Annotated in this window: 15 protein-coding genes; 11 read left to right on the forward strand and 4 right to left on the reverse strand. The window is 48.6% G+C overall.

Annotated elements, in window-relative coordinates; genetic code table 11:
* The first annotated feature begins 10 nt into the window (after positions 1 to 10).
* The gene (locus tag PRIO_RS05375; protein WP_020428393.1) at positions 11 to 937 is read left to right on the forward strand and encodes an ADP-ribosylglycohydrolase family protein; all 927 of its coding nucleotides are present in this window, start codon (positions 11 to 13) and stop codon (positions 935 to 937) included.
* 234 nt (positions 938 to 1,171) lie between these two features.
* On the opposite strand, the gene PRIO_RS05380 is transcribed toward PRIO_RS05375, so the two are convergent.
* Positions 1,172 to 2,077 carry a LysR family transcriptional regulator gene (locus tag PRIO_RS05380; protein WP_046501343.1) on the reverse strand — a complete coding sequence of 302 codons (906 nt, stop codon included), beginning with the start codon at positions 2,075 to 2,077 and terminating at the stop codon, positions 1,172 to 1,174.
* Between the two features lie 379 nt (positions 2,078 to 2,456).
* On the opposite strand from PRIO_RS05380, the gene PRIO_RS05385 reads away from it, so the two are divergent.
* The 5 genes from PRIO_RS05385 to PRIO_RS05405 are packed head-to-tail and all read left to right on the forward strand — an operon-like array spanning position 2,457 to position 7,160.
* The gene (locus tag PRIO_RS05385) at positions 2,457 to 3,641 is read left to right on the forward strand and encodes an acetyl-CoA C-acetyltransferase (RefSeq protein ID WP_020428395.1); all 1,185 of its coding nucleotides are present in this window, start codon (positions 2,457 to 2,459) and stop codon (positions 3,639 to 3,641) included.
* 4 nt (positions 3,642 to 3,645) lie between these two features.
* Positions 3,646 to 4,299 carry a CoA transferase subunit A gene (locus tag PRIO_RS05390; protein ID WP_020428396.1) on the forward strand — a complete coding sequence of 218 codons (654 nt, stop codon included), beginning with the start codon at positions 3,646 to 3,648 and terminating at the stop codon, positions 4,297 to 4,299.
* Between the two features lie 2 nt (positions 4,300 to 4,301).
* Positions 4,302 to 4,958 carry a 3-oxoacid CoA-transferase subunit B gene (locus tag PRIO_RS05395; protein ID WP_020428397.1) on the forward strand — a complete coding sequence of 219 codons (657 nt, stop codon included), beginning with the start codon at positions 4,302 to 4,304 and terminating at the stop codon, positions 4,956 to 4,958.
* A gap of 37 nt (positions 4,959 to 4,995) precedes the next feature.
* The gene (locus tag PRIO_RS05400; RefSeq protein WP_020428398.1) at positions 4,996 to 5,772 is read left to right on the forward strand and encodes a 3-hydroxybutyrate dehydrogenase; all 777 of its coding nucleotides are present in this window, start codon (positions 4,996 to 4,998) and stop codon (positions 5,770 to 5,772) included.
* A gap of 53 nt (positions 5,773 to 5,825) precedes the next feature.
* Positions 5,826 to 7,160, forward strand: a complete 1,335-nt coding sequence (locus PRIO_RS05405) for a GntP family permease (RefSeq protein ID WP_020428399.1) — start codon at positions 5,826 to 5,828, stop codon at positions 7,158 to 7,160.
* Between the two features lie 146 nt (positions 7,161 to 7,306).
* On the opposite strand, the gene thyX is transcribed toward PRIO_RS05405, so the two are convergent.
* Positions 7,307 to 8,023, reverse strand: coding sequence for an FAD-dependent thymidylate synthase (gene thyX, locus PRIO_RS05410; RefSeq protein ID WP_039788164.1), 717 nt, complete (start codon positions 8,021 to 8,023; stop codon positions 7,307 to 7,309).
* A gap of 166 nt (positions 8,024 to 8,189) precedes the next feature.
* On the opposite strand from thyX, the gene PRIO_RS33710 reads away from it, so the two are divergent.
* Genes PRIO_RS33710 through PRIO_RS05425 form a run of 3 tightly spaced genes read left to right on the forward strand, consistent with a single transcriptional unit; the run spans position 8,190 to position 9,976 of the window.
* Positions 8,190 to 8,693, forward strand: coding sequence for an NUDIX domain-containing protein (locus PRIO_RS33710; RefSeq protein ID WP_167345584.1), 504 nt, complete (start codon positions 8,190 to 8,192; stop codon positions 8,691 to 8,693).
* Positions 8,690 to 9,439, forward strand: coding sequence for a WecB/TagA/CpsF family glycosyltransferase (locus PRIO_RS05420; RefSeq protein WP_046501348.1), 750 nt, complete (start codon positions 8,690 to 8,692; stop codon positions 9,437 to 9,439). The genes PRIO_RS33710 and PRIO_RS05420 overlap by 4 nt, the downstream gene beginning before the upstream one ends.
* 42 nt (positions 9,440 to 9,481) lie before the next feature.
* Complete coding sequence (locus tag PRIO_RS05425; RefSeq protein ID WP_020428403.1) at positions 9,482 to 9,976, forward strand: GNAT family N-acetyltransferase; 495 nt, start codon at positions 9,482 to 9,484, stop codon at positions 9,974 to 9,976.
* An 89-nt stretch (positions 9,977 to 10,065) separates the two neighbouring features.
* On the opposite strand, the gene PRIO_RS05430 is transcribed toward PRIO_RS05425, so the two are convergent.
* Positions 10,066 to 11,244: an MFS transporter gene (locus PRIO_RS05430; RefSeq protein ID WP_020428404.1), complete on the reverse strand. Its 1,179-nt coding sequence runs from the start codon at positions 11,242 to 11,244 to the stop codon at positions 10,066 to 10,068.
* Between the two features lie 200 nt (positions 11,245 to 11,444).
* Between PRIO_RS05430 and PRIO_RS05435 the strand changes: the two genes are divergently transcribed.
* Complete coding sequence (locus PRIO_RS05435; RefSeq protein WP_020428405.1) at positions 11,445 to 12,035, forward strand: TetR/AcrR family transcriptional regulator; 591 nt, start codon at positions 11,445 to 11,447, stop codon at positions 12,033 to 12,035.
* Between the two features lie 55 nt (positions 12,036 to 12,090).
* On the opposite strand, the gene PRIO_RS05440 is transcribed toward PRIO_RS05435, so the two are convergent.
* Complete coding sequence (locus tag PRIO_RS05440; RefSeq protein WP_020428406.1) at positions 12,091 to 12,990, reverse strand: putative RNA methyltransferase; 900 nt, start codon at positions 12,988 to 12,990, stop codon at positions 12,091 to 12,093.
* A 286-nt stretch (positions 12,991 to 13,276) separates the two neighbouring features.
* Here PRIO_RS05440 and aroB point away from each other — a divergent pair, with 286 nt between their 5' ends.
* Entirely contained in the window at positions 13,277 to 14,419 is a 1,143-nt protein-coding gene (gene aroB / locus PRIO_RS05445; protein ID WP_020428407.1) for a 3-dehydroquinate synthase, read from the forward strand.
* Positions 14,420 to 14,500 lie beyond the last annotated feature (81 nt).

Genomic DNA, 14,500 nt, shown 5'->3' on the forward strand with positions numbered 1-14,500 from the left:
AGGTGCGAAAATGGCACTGGACAGCGACCGGTATCAAGGCTGCCTGCAAGGGCTGGCAGCAGGTGATGCGCTGGGGACTACCGCCGAGTTCAAGGCACCGGGGAGCTTTGCGCCGCTCGAGGACATTGTAGGCGGCGGAGTGTTCGGCCTGCAGCCGGGACAATGGACCGACGATACTTCGATGGCGCTGTGCCTGGCGGACAGCTTGTTGGCGTCACCGGGGTTTGATCCCGCCGATCAGATGCGGCGGTATGTGCGGTGGTTCCGCGAAGGATACCTCAGCAGCACGGGGGAGTGCTTCGACATCGGGAACGCTACGCGCGCTGCGCTGCTGCAGTTCGAGGCCGGCGGCGAAGCGTACAGCGGCTCGGAAGATCCGCGCAGTGCCGGGAACGGCCCGATTATGCGCCTGGCCCCGGTGGTGATGTACTATGCGGAGGACCCGGCGGCAGCCATAGAGTACGCTGCGCGAAGCTCGCGGACCACCCATGCCGCCGCAGAGTGCGTGGATGCCTGCCGCCTGATGGCAGCTTATATCCTCGCCGGGCTGCACGGCTGGAGCAAGCAGGAACTGCTGGCCCCGGACGCCTTCGGCGGCTGGCTGGAGGAGGAGGCACTGTCCCGCAGCATCCTGGACATTAAGCGGGGATCTTACAAGCTCAAGGCTCCGCCGGAGATTAAGGGCTCCGGCTATGTAGTGCAATCGCTGGAAGCGGCGCTATGGGCATTCCACGGGTCGTCCAGCTTCGCCGAAGGCGCGCTGCTGGCCGTGAATCTGGGCGATGATGCCGATACTACCGGCGCGGTCTACGGCCAGATTGCCGGAGCCTATTACGGCCTCAGCGGCATACCCGCGCAATGGTCGGGCAGACTTGCCATGCGTGATCTGATCAGCGATTTCGCCGGACGGCTATACAACGAGCGGGCAGGAAGGTAAGCGATAGAAGACGGCAGGTAGCTAAATAAATAGAACGTCAAAGAAGCTCCGCGGCTGCGGAGCTTTTTTGATGTTCGGGAAGTTATGATTTTCTTCCGTTTTGGATAAGGAAGGATAGTTGCGGGTTCACTTTGACCCGCTTGGGGCGGATTTGCTCACACACCGTGGTTCACAGCCTGAGGCATTAACCTAACACGACATAATCAATGGCTGTGCAGCGGTCCGGTCCAGAATTCAAGAGCTGCTGTTTTGAGCGAAATGATCAATGATAATTTTCTTTACATGTCTTTCTACATGACTGTACCGGTCTTTTGCCGGCTGGCAAAGAATGACCTTCCAAGTGATCGGTTGATGAAAGGGAACTTCAATGATGTCAGAAATATTGAAAAAATCATGAACGGGTGAAGGCAAAATTGTTATGAATTTAGAGCGTTTGGTTACTTGTAAAAGGAAGTCCCAGGACGCTGACAAAATCGAGATCTGCGGCTGAATATTCTCTTTTTTAAATTGCTCCAGCAGTTTATGGTGAATCATAAAAGTATGATTAAAGATAGCTAAGGGTTCGTTATTAAGCTGCTTCCAATGGATTTTCTCATGGTTTGCCAGAGGATTGCTTGAACTCATAAAGGCGGTTAATTCATCCTCTTGCAGCAGATATTCGTTAATCGTAGTAGGATCGATATTTGTAGGCTGCAGTAAAATAGCAAAATCCAACTCTTTTAAGGTCAGCATTCTCCGCAATTCATATGCCCCGGCTTCGATGATTTCAAATTTAATATCAGGATTGGTCGACAGCATGCCGGATAGGATATCGGCAAAGACAATTCCTAATATAAGCGGCGGGATGCCGATTACTATTTTGCCTTTGAATTGAAAAGAGTCCTCGCGCAGCTCGGCCAGCATGTTTTGATAAGTCTTCACAAGAATTTTTGCGTTTTCAAAAAACCTTTCCCCGGCAGGCGTTAAGTTCTGTAATCTTCCTTTGTAGCGTTCGAATAGATTGACGTTTTCTTCGTCTTCAAAATTTTTAATTAATAGGCTAAGGGACGGCTGTGTAACACATAATTTTTTGGCGGCAACAGATAGATTACAGCTGGAATTTACGATTTCAATAAAGTACTCTAAATGTTTTATATCCACTACGAGCTTCCTCACTTCTATAAATTTTATCTATAGCATGTGATATGAATAGTCGTGCAAGTTATCACGGGTTACCGGAAAAAAGGCTGGTCTTAAGCTGTATTCTTCTTGAAAATAGCAAATTACACTTGGTTTGTCCACGATGTTTATCCTGATTTTGGTTTTTATTTTTTTTTATAGCTGAATTTTTTTAGAAATAGCTTTCCTGGCAAGGATTTCCCCATAGTATTAATTTATTTTACAGCTTATATAAAAATTTGGTTTTAGACAGAATTTTGAAAGCGGTTTATTGTTATTCGCGTAAGCAGTTCAGTTGCACTTGTGAATCATATTACACGGTGTGTTCACCAGTAACCTGGGAAAGAAAGCGGGGAAGAGTATGAAGGAAGTTGTTATTGTGTCAGCGGTGAGAACCGCAGTGGGCTCTTTTGGGGGAGTTTTTAAAAATGTACCGGCTGTTACCTTAGGAACAGTTGCTGTAAAGGGAGCATTGGCAAAAATTAATTTAGACCCTGCAGAAGTTGATGAAGTTATTTTAGGTAATGTTTTACAGGCCGGGTTAGGGCAAAATGTCGCAAGGCAGATATCTATACAAGCCGGGATTCCAATGGAAGTGCCGTCATATACCATCAATAAAGTTTGCGGTTCAGGCTTAAAGTCCGTTCAGCTTGCGGCTCAGACAATCCTGGCCGGCCAGGCGGAGGTTGTAGTTGCAGGCGGAGCAGAGAATATGAGCCAGGCGCCTTATCTGCTGCCGACAACCCGGTGGGGACAAAGAATGGGTGACGGAATCGTTATAGATTCGATGGTTCATGATGGATTAACGGATGCTTTTAATCAATATCATATGGGAATTACTGCTGAAAATATCGCTGAAAAATACAATATTACGAGAGAAATGCAAGATAAATTAGCGGCAGCAAGCCAAAATAAAGCAGAGAAAGCCATCAAAGAAGGGAAATTCAAAGAGGAGATTATTCCTGTTGAGATTCCGCAGCGGAAAGGCGCGCCAGTGGTAGCGAACACCGATGAGTACCCTCGAATGGGAGTGACCGCAGAAAGCCTGGCTGAATTAAAACCGGCTTTTAAAAAGGACGGCACAGTAACAGCAGCCAATGCTTCAGGCCTGAATGACGGTGCGGCAATATTGATTGTGATGAGCAAAAGTAAAGCTGAACGTTTAGGCTTAAAACCGCTTGTAACGATTAAAGCTGTTGAATGTGCAGGGGTTGCCCCGGAAATTATGGGTACAGGACCCATTCCGGCAACAAAAAAAGCCTTGGCGACAGCCGGTATAACGGTGCAGGATTTGGATCTAGTTGAAGCGAATGAAGCCTTTGCGTCACAAGCATTATGTGTCGTAAATGAATTAGGAATAAACATGGATATGGTCAATGTAAACGGCGGAGCCATTGCTTTGGGGCATCCCATTGGCGCCAGCGGTGCACGCATATTGGTAACACTGATTCATGAAATGGAAAGAAGAAAGGTTCAAACTGGTTTGGCAACTCTATGTATCGGCGGTGGGCAAGGCATTGCCATGATTGTAGAGAGAGAGGGGTAAGAGGATGAATAAAGTAGTGGCTTTAGATGAGGCGATCGCTCATATCAAAGACGGGGATGTTGTGATGATCGGCGGGTTCATGGCTAACGGGACTCCTGAAAAACTAGTGGATGCCCTTGTTGAAGCAAACATCAAAGATATTACTTTGATTTGCAATGATACAGGATTTATCAATAGAGGCTCAGGTAAGCTGGTATCCAATAAGCAATGCAAAAAAATTATGGCCTCTCATATTGGAACAAATAAAGAAACCGGCAGACAGATGACTGAGGGAGAGACAGAAGTGGTGCTTATTCCTCAAGGGACATTGGTGGAGCAAATCCGTGCGGGCGGCTATGGTCTAGGCGGCGTATTGACAGCTACCGGAATAGGCACGCTGGTTGAAGAAGGCAAAGAAAAAATTGTAGTCGATGGAAAAGAGTATTTACTAGAGAAACCAATAACTGCCGATGTGGCACTTCTTTACGCCGCTAAGGCGGATAAGGCCGGGAATATGGTATACAAAGGCTCGGCAAACAATTTTAACAATATTATGGCAGGTGCGGCAAAGACAACCATTGTTGAAGTGGGAGAATTAGTAGAAATAGGGGAGATTGATCCCAATGAAGTCGTTACGCCAAATATCTTCGTGAACTATATAGTTGAAGGAGGTAAGTGAAAATGGATAAGGCAGAGCTGCAAAACATGATCGCCAAACGTGTGGCCCAGGAACTCAAGGACGGAGAGCTGGTGAACCTGGGAATTGGCTTACCAACCAAAGTCGCAAACTTTGTTTCAGAAGAGGTTCACGTTACTTTTCACTCGGAAAATGGATTTGTCGGGTTAGGACCGGCCCAAGGAGAAGAAATAACCGATCCAACGATTGTTAATGCCGGCGGGCAATATGTAACCATTAATCCGAACGGCTGCTTTTTCGACAGTGCTACTTCCTTTGGAATTATCCGCGGCGGGCATGTGGATTTAACGGTTTTGGGAGCCCTTCAAGTTGATGAAAAGGGGAATATCGCCAACTATATGATTCCTGGAAAGATGGTGCCGGGAATGGGGGGCGCAATGGACTTGTTGACGGGAGCGAAAAAAGTAATTGTAGCCATGGAGCATACCTCACAAGGAAAAGCTAAAATTTTGAAGGAATGCACATTGCCGCTGACGGCCAAAAATGCGGTGGATTTAATTATCACTGAAATGGCTGTTATCGAAGTTACTCCGGAAGGATTCCTGTTACAAGAGATAAATTCTGCTTATACCCTGGAAGAGGTGCTAGCGGCAACAGAAGCAAAGCTGTTGATTAGTGAGAAATTAAAAGAAACTGCTTAAGGCCTGATCAATTCAAAATCTTGTGGGGGGAATTAACATGGAAGAAACTAAAGTTGTTTTTGTAACAGGTGCCGCAAGCGGAATTGGAAAACAAATTGGAGAAACTTTTTTGAAGCAGGGCTCAAAAGTTGTTTTTTCAGATATTAATGATGAAATTTTACAAGAGATGGTTAATGTGCTGAAAAATGAAGGATTCGATTGCCACGGAATTAAATGCGATGTAACCAAAGAGGATGAAATCAATTCAGCGATTGATGAAACGGTAGAAAAATATGGCCGTTTGGATGTTTTGATCAACAATGCCGGATTACAGCACGTATCCTTAATTGAGGATTTCCCGACCCATAAATTTGAATTTATGTTGAAAGTCATGTTAGTGGCTCCATTTATTGCAACCAAAAGAGCATTCCCAATTATGAAAAAACAAGGTTTTGGACGCATTATTAATATGGCATCGATTAACGGAGTCATTGGCTTTGCCGGAAAATCAGCATACAACTCCGCGAAGCATGGGGTTATTGGTCTGACGAAAGTAACAGCCTTAGAAGCAGCAAACTCTGGTATAACAGTAAATGCCATTTGTCCAGGATATGTGGATACACCGCTTGTTAGAGGCCAATTCGAGGATTTATCTAAAACCCGCAATATCCCGTTAGAGAATGTATTAGAGGAGGTTCTTTATCCATTAGTTCCGCAAAAGCGTCTAATCGATGTTCAGGAAATTGCCGATTATGCAGTGTTCCTGGCCAGCGAGCAGGCAAAAGGAATTACAGGTCAAGCCTGTCTAATCGATGGTGGCTATACAGCGCAGTAACATACAGGCTAACTCTACTCACCCCTTCTTTTATCTAATCTGGAGGAGTACAAATGGAAATTATAGGATCAATAGGAATTATATTAGGAGTTATAGCCATCATCCTTTTTGCCCTAAAAGAAATTCATATTACAGTGGCTGCCCCGTTAGCGACATTAATTGTAGTTCTTTTAAATCAAATGGATATTGTCACCTTTATGCTGGGTTCGGAGAGCGGCAATTTTATGGGGGCTCTCGGGAACTACATTGTGAAATTTTTTGCGATTTTCCTGCTCGGAGCCGTATTAGCCAAGTTTATGGAGGAAAGCGGAGCTACAATCTCGATCGCCGATTTTATATTGAAGAAATTCGGCACCCAGAACCCGTATCGGGTACTTGTAGCCATTTTTATTGTTGCCGTTATATTAACTTACGGAGGAATTAGCCTTTTTGTAGTTATGTTTGCAGTCATTCCACTGGCACGCACGTTGTTTAAAAAGCTGGACATCGCTTGGAATTTAATCCAAATTCCAGTATGGCTTGGGATCGGAACGGTTACCATGACTATATTGCCGGGAACTCCGGCTATCCAGAATGTCATTCCCATTCAGTTTTTAGGAACTTCTCTAGTGGCAGCGGCCATACCAAGTATAGCGGGGGCTCTCGGGTGTACCGCATTTGGTCTCTTCTATATGAAGTACTGTCTGAACAAGAGCCTGAAAGCTGGAGAAACTTATGCAACCTATGCTGACGATGTAGAGGAAAGCAGGGCTGAAAGAGAATTACCCGGTTTTTTTGCAAGTATTTTACCGCTTGTTACATTAATTATTATTGCTGTTTTGGGCAGTACTTTCGGTAATGAATTTGTTCGCAAGAATGTGATTTATGTGGCATTGATAGTAGCTATTTTACTAGCAGTAGTGCTGTTTAATAAACATATTCCTGATAAGATCCGTACGTTAAGTATTGGGGCGAGCGGCTCCATTGCCCCTATTTTTGCTACCGCTTCAGCAGTAGCTTTTGGTTCCGTGCTGATGGCTGCACCAGGATTTGAATTTTTCTCGAATTTGATTACTTCTATACCAGGTGACCCCTTAATAAGCTTGACTGTACTAACGGCATGTATATCGGCAATTACAGGATCTTCTTCCGGAACCTTGGGGATCGTGATGCCTAACTTTACCGATTTTTATCTCAATGCCGGCATCCATCCGGAATTAATTCACCGTGTAGCAGCGATCGCTTCGAATATTACAACACTTGTTCCACAAAGCGGCGTTCTCTTAACATTCTTAGCTTTGACAAAACTAAACCATAAAAACGGATTTAAAGAAGCGTTCATCACGGTGACCGTCGGGTGTGCGATTGCGGTTGTCATTGTAATAGTACTAGGAAAATTTATGTTGTAAGGGTTTTCTAATAAGAAACCGGTATTCCAAAAACCTCCCCCGGCCAGGCGGAGGTTTTTGGCTTTTGCAGTGTTAACGGCTTGTGTCCAGCCCTCGATGGGCCCACTCAAGGCTTGTGCGAGCGATGGGGGTTGTTCGTTGGAAAGCTAGGTCTGCTGTCTGGTCAGCAGCTCTTCCGTGGCTACCGGGAACAAGGTTTTCACGATATTCAGAATGGCTTTCGCATAGTCCTGGATCTCTTGCTGGGCATCATGCTCCAGCCGCTGGTTCAGGAAATGGGTAACGGACTGCAGAGAGGCCGTCCAATACCATCGCACATACAGGCCGTAAGCCGCAAGGAACAGTCTGGCCTGTTCGGCGCAGATGCCATCGGCCAAAGCGGCTTCGTATTTCTGAATGCCCAGCTGGGTGTACTCCATAAGTTCCCGCGTATATTTTTCGCCAAGCTCCCAGGCCACCAGACCGCCGCTGCCTTGTTTTGAATTCTCGGGTGCTCCTCTCCACTGTCCGGCAGAAGGGATATAAAAAGCGGGTTCCTCCGTAATATACCTGCGGCTGGATTCATTCCATGCCTCCAGACTGTCTCCAGTGCCCTCATAATGGGCTGAACCTACTACGTATTTCCACCACTGCCTGGCGACCATGAGCGGAGCATAGATTTCCAGTTGGATTACGGCGTGTCTGAAGGGGGAAGTGTGTCCTTCCCGTGCGAGAAACTGAATCAGCCGGATATCTTTTTCCGTCAGTGCTTCAGATTGTTTGGCGTAGGATACGCGCGCCGCATTCACAACGGTCAGATCGCTGCCCATATGGTTAACCAAGCGGACATATCCTTTGTCCAGTACGTTAATATGCAAAATCATAACCTCCTAATTGAGTTGGACTCTCTAATTCTAATTCTGGAGTAGGGGACTTTCTCCTGCATCCAGTCCTTCATTTATCTCTTCTATAATAGCATGGTATAATTTACCTCAGATGATCTCATTTCTATTGGATTGAAAGAGGCGACAGCAGATGCAGCTTAGGCAAATGGCCGTAGCATTCATATTCAATGAACACAGAGAAGTGTTATTTCTGCAAAAAAAACCAACCAGCGCCTTTCTTCCAGGAATGCTTGTTCCCATCGGAGGGCATATGGAAAGCGGTGAGATCAGCGATCCGAAGCGGGCCTGCCTTAGGGAGATTCAAGAGGAGACGGGATTGGGGGAACACGAGCTTGCAGGTTTAGAACTCCGGTACATCGTGCACCGGATGAAGGATGAGCGGGAGATCCGCATTCAATACATTTTCACAGGGGAGGCAGCGGCAGGCAGCAAACTGGTGGAGAGCAAGGAAGGCCGGCTGCTCTGGGTAGATTGCAGCACAGTATCCAGCCGGCATGTCTCAGCCTCCACTGAAGAGGCCATGCGGCACTTTCTTGAGACGGGAATACATAATCACAAAACTTATATTGGCACCATGCACGGTATGCAGGGACAAGCTGTAATGAACTGGGCGGTGCTGGAGGATTGGGAAAGCAGGGTGAACCTATGAACGGAACGGTGAGTATTTTAGGTGTGCGATTTTCCAAGCTGACGCTTGAAGAGACGGTACTTCATTTAGCTGAACAAATTGAGAACAAGCGGGACAAGCTGTTTCATCTGATCACGGCAAACCCGGAAATTACGCTCGCAAGCCAATCGGATGAGCTGCTGCAGCGCATTATTCAATCAGCGGATATGGTTGTTCCGGATGGGATCGGCATCGTATTGGCGGCGAGAAGACAAGGTAATCCCATCCCCGAAAGGGTTACGGGATATGATCTTCTACTCAAACTATTAGAGCAGGGGAATGAGCGGACCTGGAGTTTTTATTTTTTGGGCACAGATGAAGAAACCAGCAGGCAAGCAGTGGAAAAGATCACGCACAGCTACCCAAAAGTCAGGATTGCCGGCAGGCATCATGGATTTTTTGACGCAGCGGAGGAACCGGAGATTATCGCCGGCATTCAACAGTCCAGACCGGACATTCTCATTCTTGCCATGGGTGCCCCCTATTCGGATAAATGGCTTCACAAGCATAAAGATGAGCTTGCCGGAGTCAAGCTGGTTTTTGGTGTAGGGGGCAGTCTAGATGTGATTTCGGGAAAAGTGAAACCCACGCCGCCTGTGTGGAAAAAGCTTAACCTGGAGTGGGCGCACCGTTTGCTGTTTTCACCCGTTGCCAAGGGACAAAAGTCGCGCTGGCGCAGACAATCCGCACTGCCGAAATTTGTATACCGGACGATGATCCGGAGATAGTCAGAAGGACAACTTCATGAAGACAGCGAAGGAGAGACGCCTATGATTCGATTGTGTGAGAAGAAGGACGAGGAAAATATGTACCGGATTATCAACGATGCTGCCAAGGCATACCAGGGCGTCATTCCGGGAGACCGGTATCATGAGCCGTACATGAGCAGAGATGAACTTGTTCACGAAATTCAGCATGGGGTCGTCTTTTGGGGATTCGAAGACAATGGGGAGCTGTGTGGTGTGATGGGGATTCAGGATAAAGGCGAGGTGTCTCTAATCAGACATGCCTATGTCCGAACGGCTCAGCGCCAAGGCGGGATTGGAAGCAAGCTGCTAAAGCACCTCATAGAACGTACAAGCAAGCCGATCCTGATCGGCACATGGGAAGCGGCAGAGTGGGCAATTTCGTTTTACATCAAAAATGGCTTCAAGCTGGTACCCGCCGGCGAGAAACGAAACCTGCTCAGCAAATACTGGAACATCCCGGAGCGGCAGATCGAAACATCAGTAGTTCTGAGTAACCTGGGCAGGCCGGGTAGATGATATGAGCAAGTGTAACTAAACTTTAGAGTGGATGTACAAAAGAGAGAGGGTGTCCCAAATGGGATGCCCTCTTGCCGTGAGTGTAGAAATTATCTGGAATCCTTGCGGATTCTGGAAGAACATAGTGCAAAGACAAGCGCCAGGGCACTGACGAGCGTGCCTAGCAAGCATACCCCATTCCATCCTGCGTAACCGTAGACCCGGGTGGAGGCGATGGAGCCGGTGGCGCTGCCCAGAGAATAGAAAATCATATAACCGGCAGTAAGTCTGCTGCGTGCTTCGGGCCGCACCTTGAAGATCAGGCTCTGGTTGGTGACATGTACGGCTTGTACCGCCAGATCCAGAACGATAATACCTATGGCTAAAATAAAAAGCGAATGCTCTGCGCGGCTGATCGGCAGCCAGGACAACAGCAGGAGACCTAGGGCGATGACGGTGGTATGCTGGCCGAAGCCCCGGTCTGCAAGCCTCCCTGCCTTGGCTGCACCTAAGGCTCCGGCTGCTCCGGCCAGACCGAACGCTCCGATAGCGGTATGCGAAAGTGAATAAGGCGGTGCACTGAGGGGCAGCACCAGCGGGGTCCATAATATGCTGAAAGCGGTAAAAATTAAGAAAGCGAGAACGGCGCGCACCCGCAATATTTGTTCATGGGCGAACAACAGGAACACGGAATGAATCAGATTCAGGTAGGACAAGGATTTCTTGGCGGTCTCTACAGAAGGAAGTACTTTGTACAAGGCAGCGGCCATAAGCAGTGTCATTCCCGCAGATGCCAGGTATACAGCCCGCCAGCCCGCCACGTCCGTCAATAAACCCGCAAAAGTCCGCGCCAGCAGAATCCCTATCACGATTCCGCTGGTCACCAGACCAACCACCCGCCCCCGCTCGGCAGGAGAGGCGAGACTCGCCGCGAACGCTACGAGTGTCTGCGCAGCAACAGCGAGTAATCCTATCCCCGCTATGCCTATGGACAGCATAGTTCCGCTTGAGGCAGTTCCAACTATTAAAAGAGCCAAGACGGATAACAGCATCTGTCCGGTGATTAAGCGGCGCCGATTCAGCAAATCGCCAAGCGGAACCAGCAGCAGCAGTCCTGCCGCATAACAGATTTGAGTAAGCGTGATGATAATGCCGACTGCAGAATGCCGGATACCGAACTCCGCGGCGATGGCATCCAGTAAAGGCTGCGCGAAATAGATGTTGGCGACGGAAAGCCCGCTGGCGGCTGCAAACAAGAGGGCAGTCTTTTGCGAAATTGAAGGGATCAATTGCTGTTCACTCCTAAAAAGTATTGTGGAATCATAACATACTGATCGGTATATAAAGATTCCCGATTAATATAACCTTGAGAAATAAAAAATGTCAATATCCATCCATGAATATAAGGGGGATCGGTATAACGATTGACAGTCCGTACTTGAATAATTAGAATAATAACATACCAATCGATATGTAAAGGGATGAAGTTATGGTACGGCCACGTGAGTTCGACGAAGAGAAGGCGCTGCATGCTGCCATGCAGATTTTTTGGGAAAAAGGCTATGAAGCGACATCGCTAAGCGACCTTACTGCGACAATGGGCATTCAGCGGCCAAGCATCTATTCAGCTTTCGGGGACAAGAAGGGTTTGTTTGAAGCGGCCTTGCGGATGTATACCAAATCCCATGCGGCCAGTGTGCGGGCCAGCCTTCACAAGAAAGCTTCTGTGAAGGCAGCCTTCCGCGCTTTTTTTGAACATTTGGTGGAGGAAGAGTACAGGGAAGAAGGTTCGAATAAAGGCTGCTTCTGCATCAACACAATGGTAGAGCTATCACCGCATGATGCGAAGTTTGAGATACTGACCAGAGAACACCAGATGTATCTTGCCGTGATTTTTCAGGAAACGCTTGAACGGGGAATACAGTCAGGGGAGCTTGATTCCGGTACGGATGCCAAAGGGCTGGCCCATTCGCTGGTCATTGCACTGATTGGGCTTACTGTAATGATGAAATGCCGTCCCGAGCGGAATTTTATGGATCAGGCTGTATATTCGATGCTTAGCAGTAACGGCTTATATTAAGTGTGTAAAAGCAAGAGGGTGTCCCTACAGACCGGGACACCCTCTTGGTGTTAGGTTATGAAGGCAACTTCCTGCCCTCCAATACACTCAGATCCACCGAAATCTCCAGTTCATTCAGTTGGAGCACGGTCTGAAGCTTGTTTTGGGCCGCAGCCCAGGACAAGGGAGTCATACGTACCAGCTGCTGAAGGAGAGGTGGCTGTAGGCTGACCTTGTACTGAAAGTGCCGGGCCTCGGTGATTTCAAAAGTCTCACTAAAGCGTTCGCGGATTTCGCTGTCCGCGTTCGGTTGTTGTCTGCTTGAGCGTCCATAGAGCAGTTCGCGCAGCTCCTGAAGATAGTTTTGTCCGGGAATGACTTTGATGACTCTCCCGTCAGCAGTAAGCAGCCGCTGAAATTCCGCATAATTGGAAGGGGACAGGATGTTGAGAATCGTATGAAACTGCCCGCTGCCAAAGGGGGAGTGAGCAAGGTCGCCTACACACCAGAGGGTGCTTGCGTTATTGTTCTTGGCAGCGAGCGCGATGCCTTCCTTTGAGATATCGAGTCCCACTCCAAGCAGTGACTGGTGCGGGCCAGCCGCCGCGAGTTCCTGAATGGCTGCCAGATGCGAGCCTTCCCCGCAGCCGGCGTCGAGAATCCGGTGCGGACCGTTACCGGCAAGCTTCCGGCCCGCAATCAGCCCGGAAATATAGGTGTCAACGGGTTCAAAAAACCCGCCGTTTACGATTGCTTTTCTGGAGGCAAACAGCTCTTTGCCGTATTTTCCTCCCGCCGGGCGGGAGAGCAGATTGATATATCCGTTCCTGGCCAGGTCAAAGCAGTGATGATTGCTGCAGATCAGGCTTTTATACTCGGTCAGGCTCATGGGACTTGCGCAAAGCGGACAGCAGAACAGTCTCGGATTAGCAGCCATAAGCCCGGCGAGAATCATTTTTTTCGTTGTTGTGGACATGTGAAAACACCCCATTCATTCGTTATGGTTGAATGAAAAAGGCACAAACAAATAAACCCGGGTCCTTGTCTTTTCAAAAAAAGACCGGGTTCAATGTAATGTGCCTCTCATTAACGTAAACGAATGAATTTTATGATCATGGCCGCTCGCTCCAATTCGAAAAGTAGGGGGAGACCCCTTTTCCAATATAGCATTATTGGCCGCCGGGTCAAAGAGGCAGGAGAATATTCCCTTGTGGCGAATCCTATCTAGATGATGTTCAAGTTTGAGGAAAAGAGGTTTTGTCATGTCCCGAACCTTTCAGGTGATGCTGAAAAAGGTAGTCGATGACTCCTACGCGATTGAGATTGGGGAGCAACTGTTCGATTCGCTGATTGCGGATTTGCAGCAAGGATTGGTGCCGAATGTGAGCAAATACGCCATTATTACAGATTCTACGGTAGAGCCGCTCTATGGCCGGCCTTTGCTTGAACGGCTGCGGCAAAATGGCTTTGCGGCTGAATTGTTTTCTTTTCCGGCAGGGGAAGCGTCCAAAACCCGGGAAACGAAGGCGCTGCTGGAGGATCAACTGCTAAGCCGCGCTTACGGGCGGGACTCCTGCATTATCGCTGTAGGCGGCGGGGCGGTGACTGATCTGGCCGGATTTCTGGCCGGAACCTTTGGCCGCGGAGTGCCGAGCCTGAATTATGCGACAACGCTGCTGGCCGCAGCGGATGCATCGGTCGGCGGCAAAACCGGTGTGAATACGCCGGTGGCCACAAATCTGATCGGCCTCTTCCACCAGCCGCGTAAGGTGTACATAGATTTGGCCGCTTGGCGCACCCTTCCCGCACGTGAGTTCAGAAGCGGGCTGGCCGAAACCATCAGGCATGCGTGCCTGGGGGATGCGGATTTTTTCAGCTATCTGGAAGAGAATATGGGCAAGGTCATTTCGGATCGCGGGCAGCTCGTGCTTGATGCCGGGGTCTGTGAGCATATTGCGCTGGCCAACTGCCGGATCAAATACGAAGTCGTAGAGCAGGATGAGCGTGAGAGCAATTTGCGGCAGATTCTGAATCTGGGCCATACCGCCGGGCGGGCGCTTGAGGCGCTAAGCGGCTATACCCTGCTGCATGGAGAAGCGGTTGCGATAGGGCTGGTTGTTCAGGCTAAGCTGGGAGTGAAGCGCGGATACATGACTGAAGATCAGGCGGAGCGGTTAATTGCGCTGCTGAAGAAGGCGGGCTTGCCGACGGAAATGCCGGCTTCCATCCCGAACAGACAGCTGGTGGATAAGATGTATACCGATAAAAAAGTACGCAGCGGCCGCATCCGTTTTGTGTTCCAGGACGGGATCGGCGCGATGAAGCGTTTTGCGGATGGCTCCTATTCCATCCCGGTCGAAGAAGCCGACATCCTGGCTGCGCTGGAAGAGATGCCGCGCGTGTAGGTTTTTTTGAGGTATTAGTAGAAATCGGCCGAATTCGATCACCTTTTTATTATATAGATTGAACTTGGGGAATTTAGGATT

The sequence above is a fragment of the Paenibacillus riograndensis SBR5 genome (assembly GCF_000981585.1).
Classification (GTDB): Bacteria; Bacillota; Bacilli; order Paenibacillales; family Paenibacillaceae; genus Paenibacillus_AQ; species Paenibacillus_AQ riograndensis.

Excerpts from the sequence above, each read along its gene's own strand:
- PRIO_RS05375 (WP_020428393.1), top strand. The coding sequence starts at position 11 with ATGGCACTGGACAGCGACCGGTATCAAGGCTGCCTGCAAGGGCTGGCA.
- PRIO_RS05385 (WP_020428395.1), top strand. The coding sequence starts at position 2,457 with ATGAAGGAAGTTGTTATTGTGTCAGCGGTGAGAACCGCAGTGGGCTCT.
- PRIO_RS05390 (WP_020428396.1), top strand. The coding sequence starts at position 3,646 with ATGAATAAAGTAGTGGCTTTAGATGAGGCGATCGCTCATATCAAAGAC.
- PRIO_RS05395 (WP_020428397.1), top strand. The coding sequence starts at position 4,302 with ATGGATAAGGCAGAGCTGCAAAACATGATCGCCAAACGTGTGGCCCAG.
- PRIO_RS05400 (WP_020428398.1), top strand. The coding sequence starts at position 4,996 with ATGGAAGAAACTAAAGTTGTTTTTGTAACAGGTGCCGCAAGCGGAATT.
- PRIO_RS05405 (WP_020428399.1), top strand. The coding sequence starts at position 5,826 with ATGGAAATTATAGGATCAATAGGAATTATATTAGGAGTTATAGCCATC.
- thyX (WP_039788164.1), bottom strand. The coding sequence starts at position 8,023 with ATGATTTTGCATATTAACGTACTGGACAAAGGATATGTCCGCTTGGTT.
- PRIO_RS33710 (WP_167345584.1), top strand. The coding sequence starts at position 8,190 with ATGGCCGTAGCATTCATATTCAATGAACACAGAGAAGTGTTATTTCTG.
- PRIO_RS05420 (WP_046501348.1), top strand. The coding sequence starts at position 8,690 with ATGAACGGAACGGTGAGTATTTTAGGTGTGCGATTTTCCAAGCTGACG.
- PRIO_RS05425 (WP_020428403.1), top strand. The coding sequence starts at position 9,482 with ATGATTCGATTGTGTGAGAAGAAGGACGAGGAAAATATGTACCGGATT.
- PRIO_RS05435 (WP_020428405.1), top strand. The coding sequence starts at position 11,445 with ATGGTACGGCCACGTGAGTTCGACGAAGAGAAGGCGCTGCATGCTGCC.
- PRIO_RS05440 (WP_020428406.1), bottom strand. The coding sequence starts at position 12,990 with ATGTCCACAACAACGAAAAAAATGATTCTCGCCGGGCTTATGGCTGCT.
- aroB (WP_020428407.1), top strand. The coding sequence starts at position 13,277 with ATGTCCCGAACCTTTCAGGTGATGCTGAAAAAGGTAGTCGATGACTCC.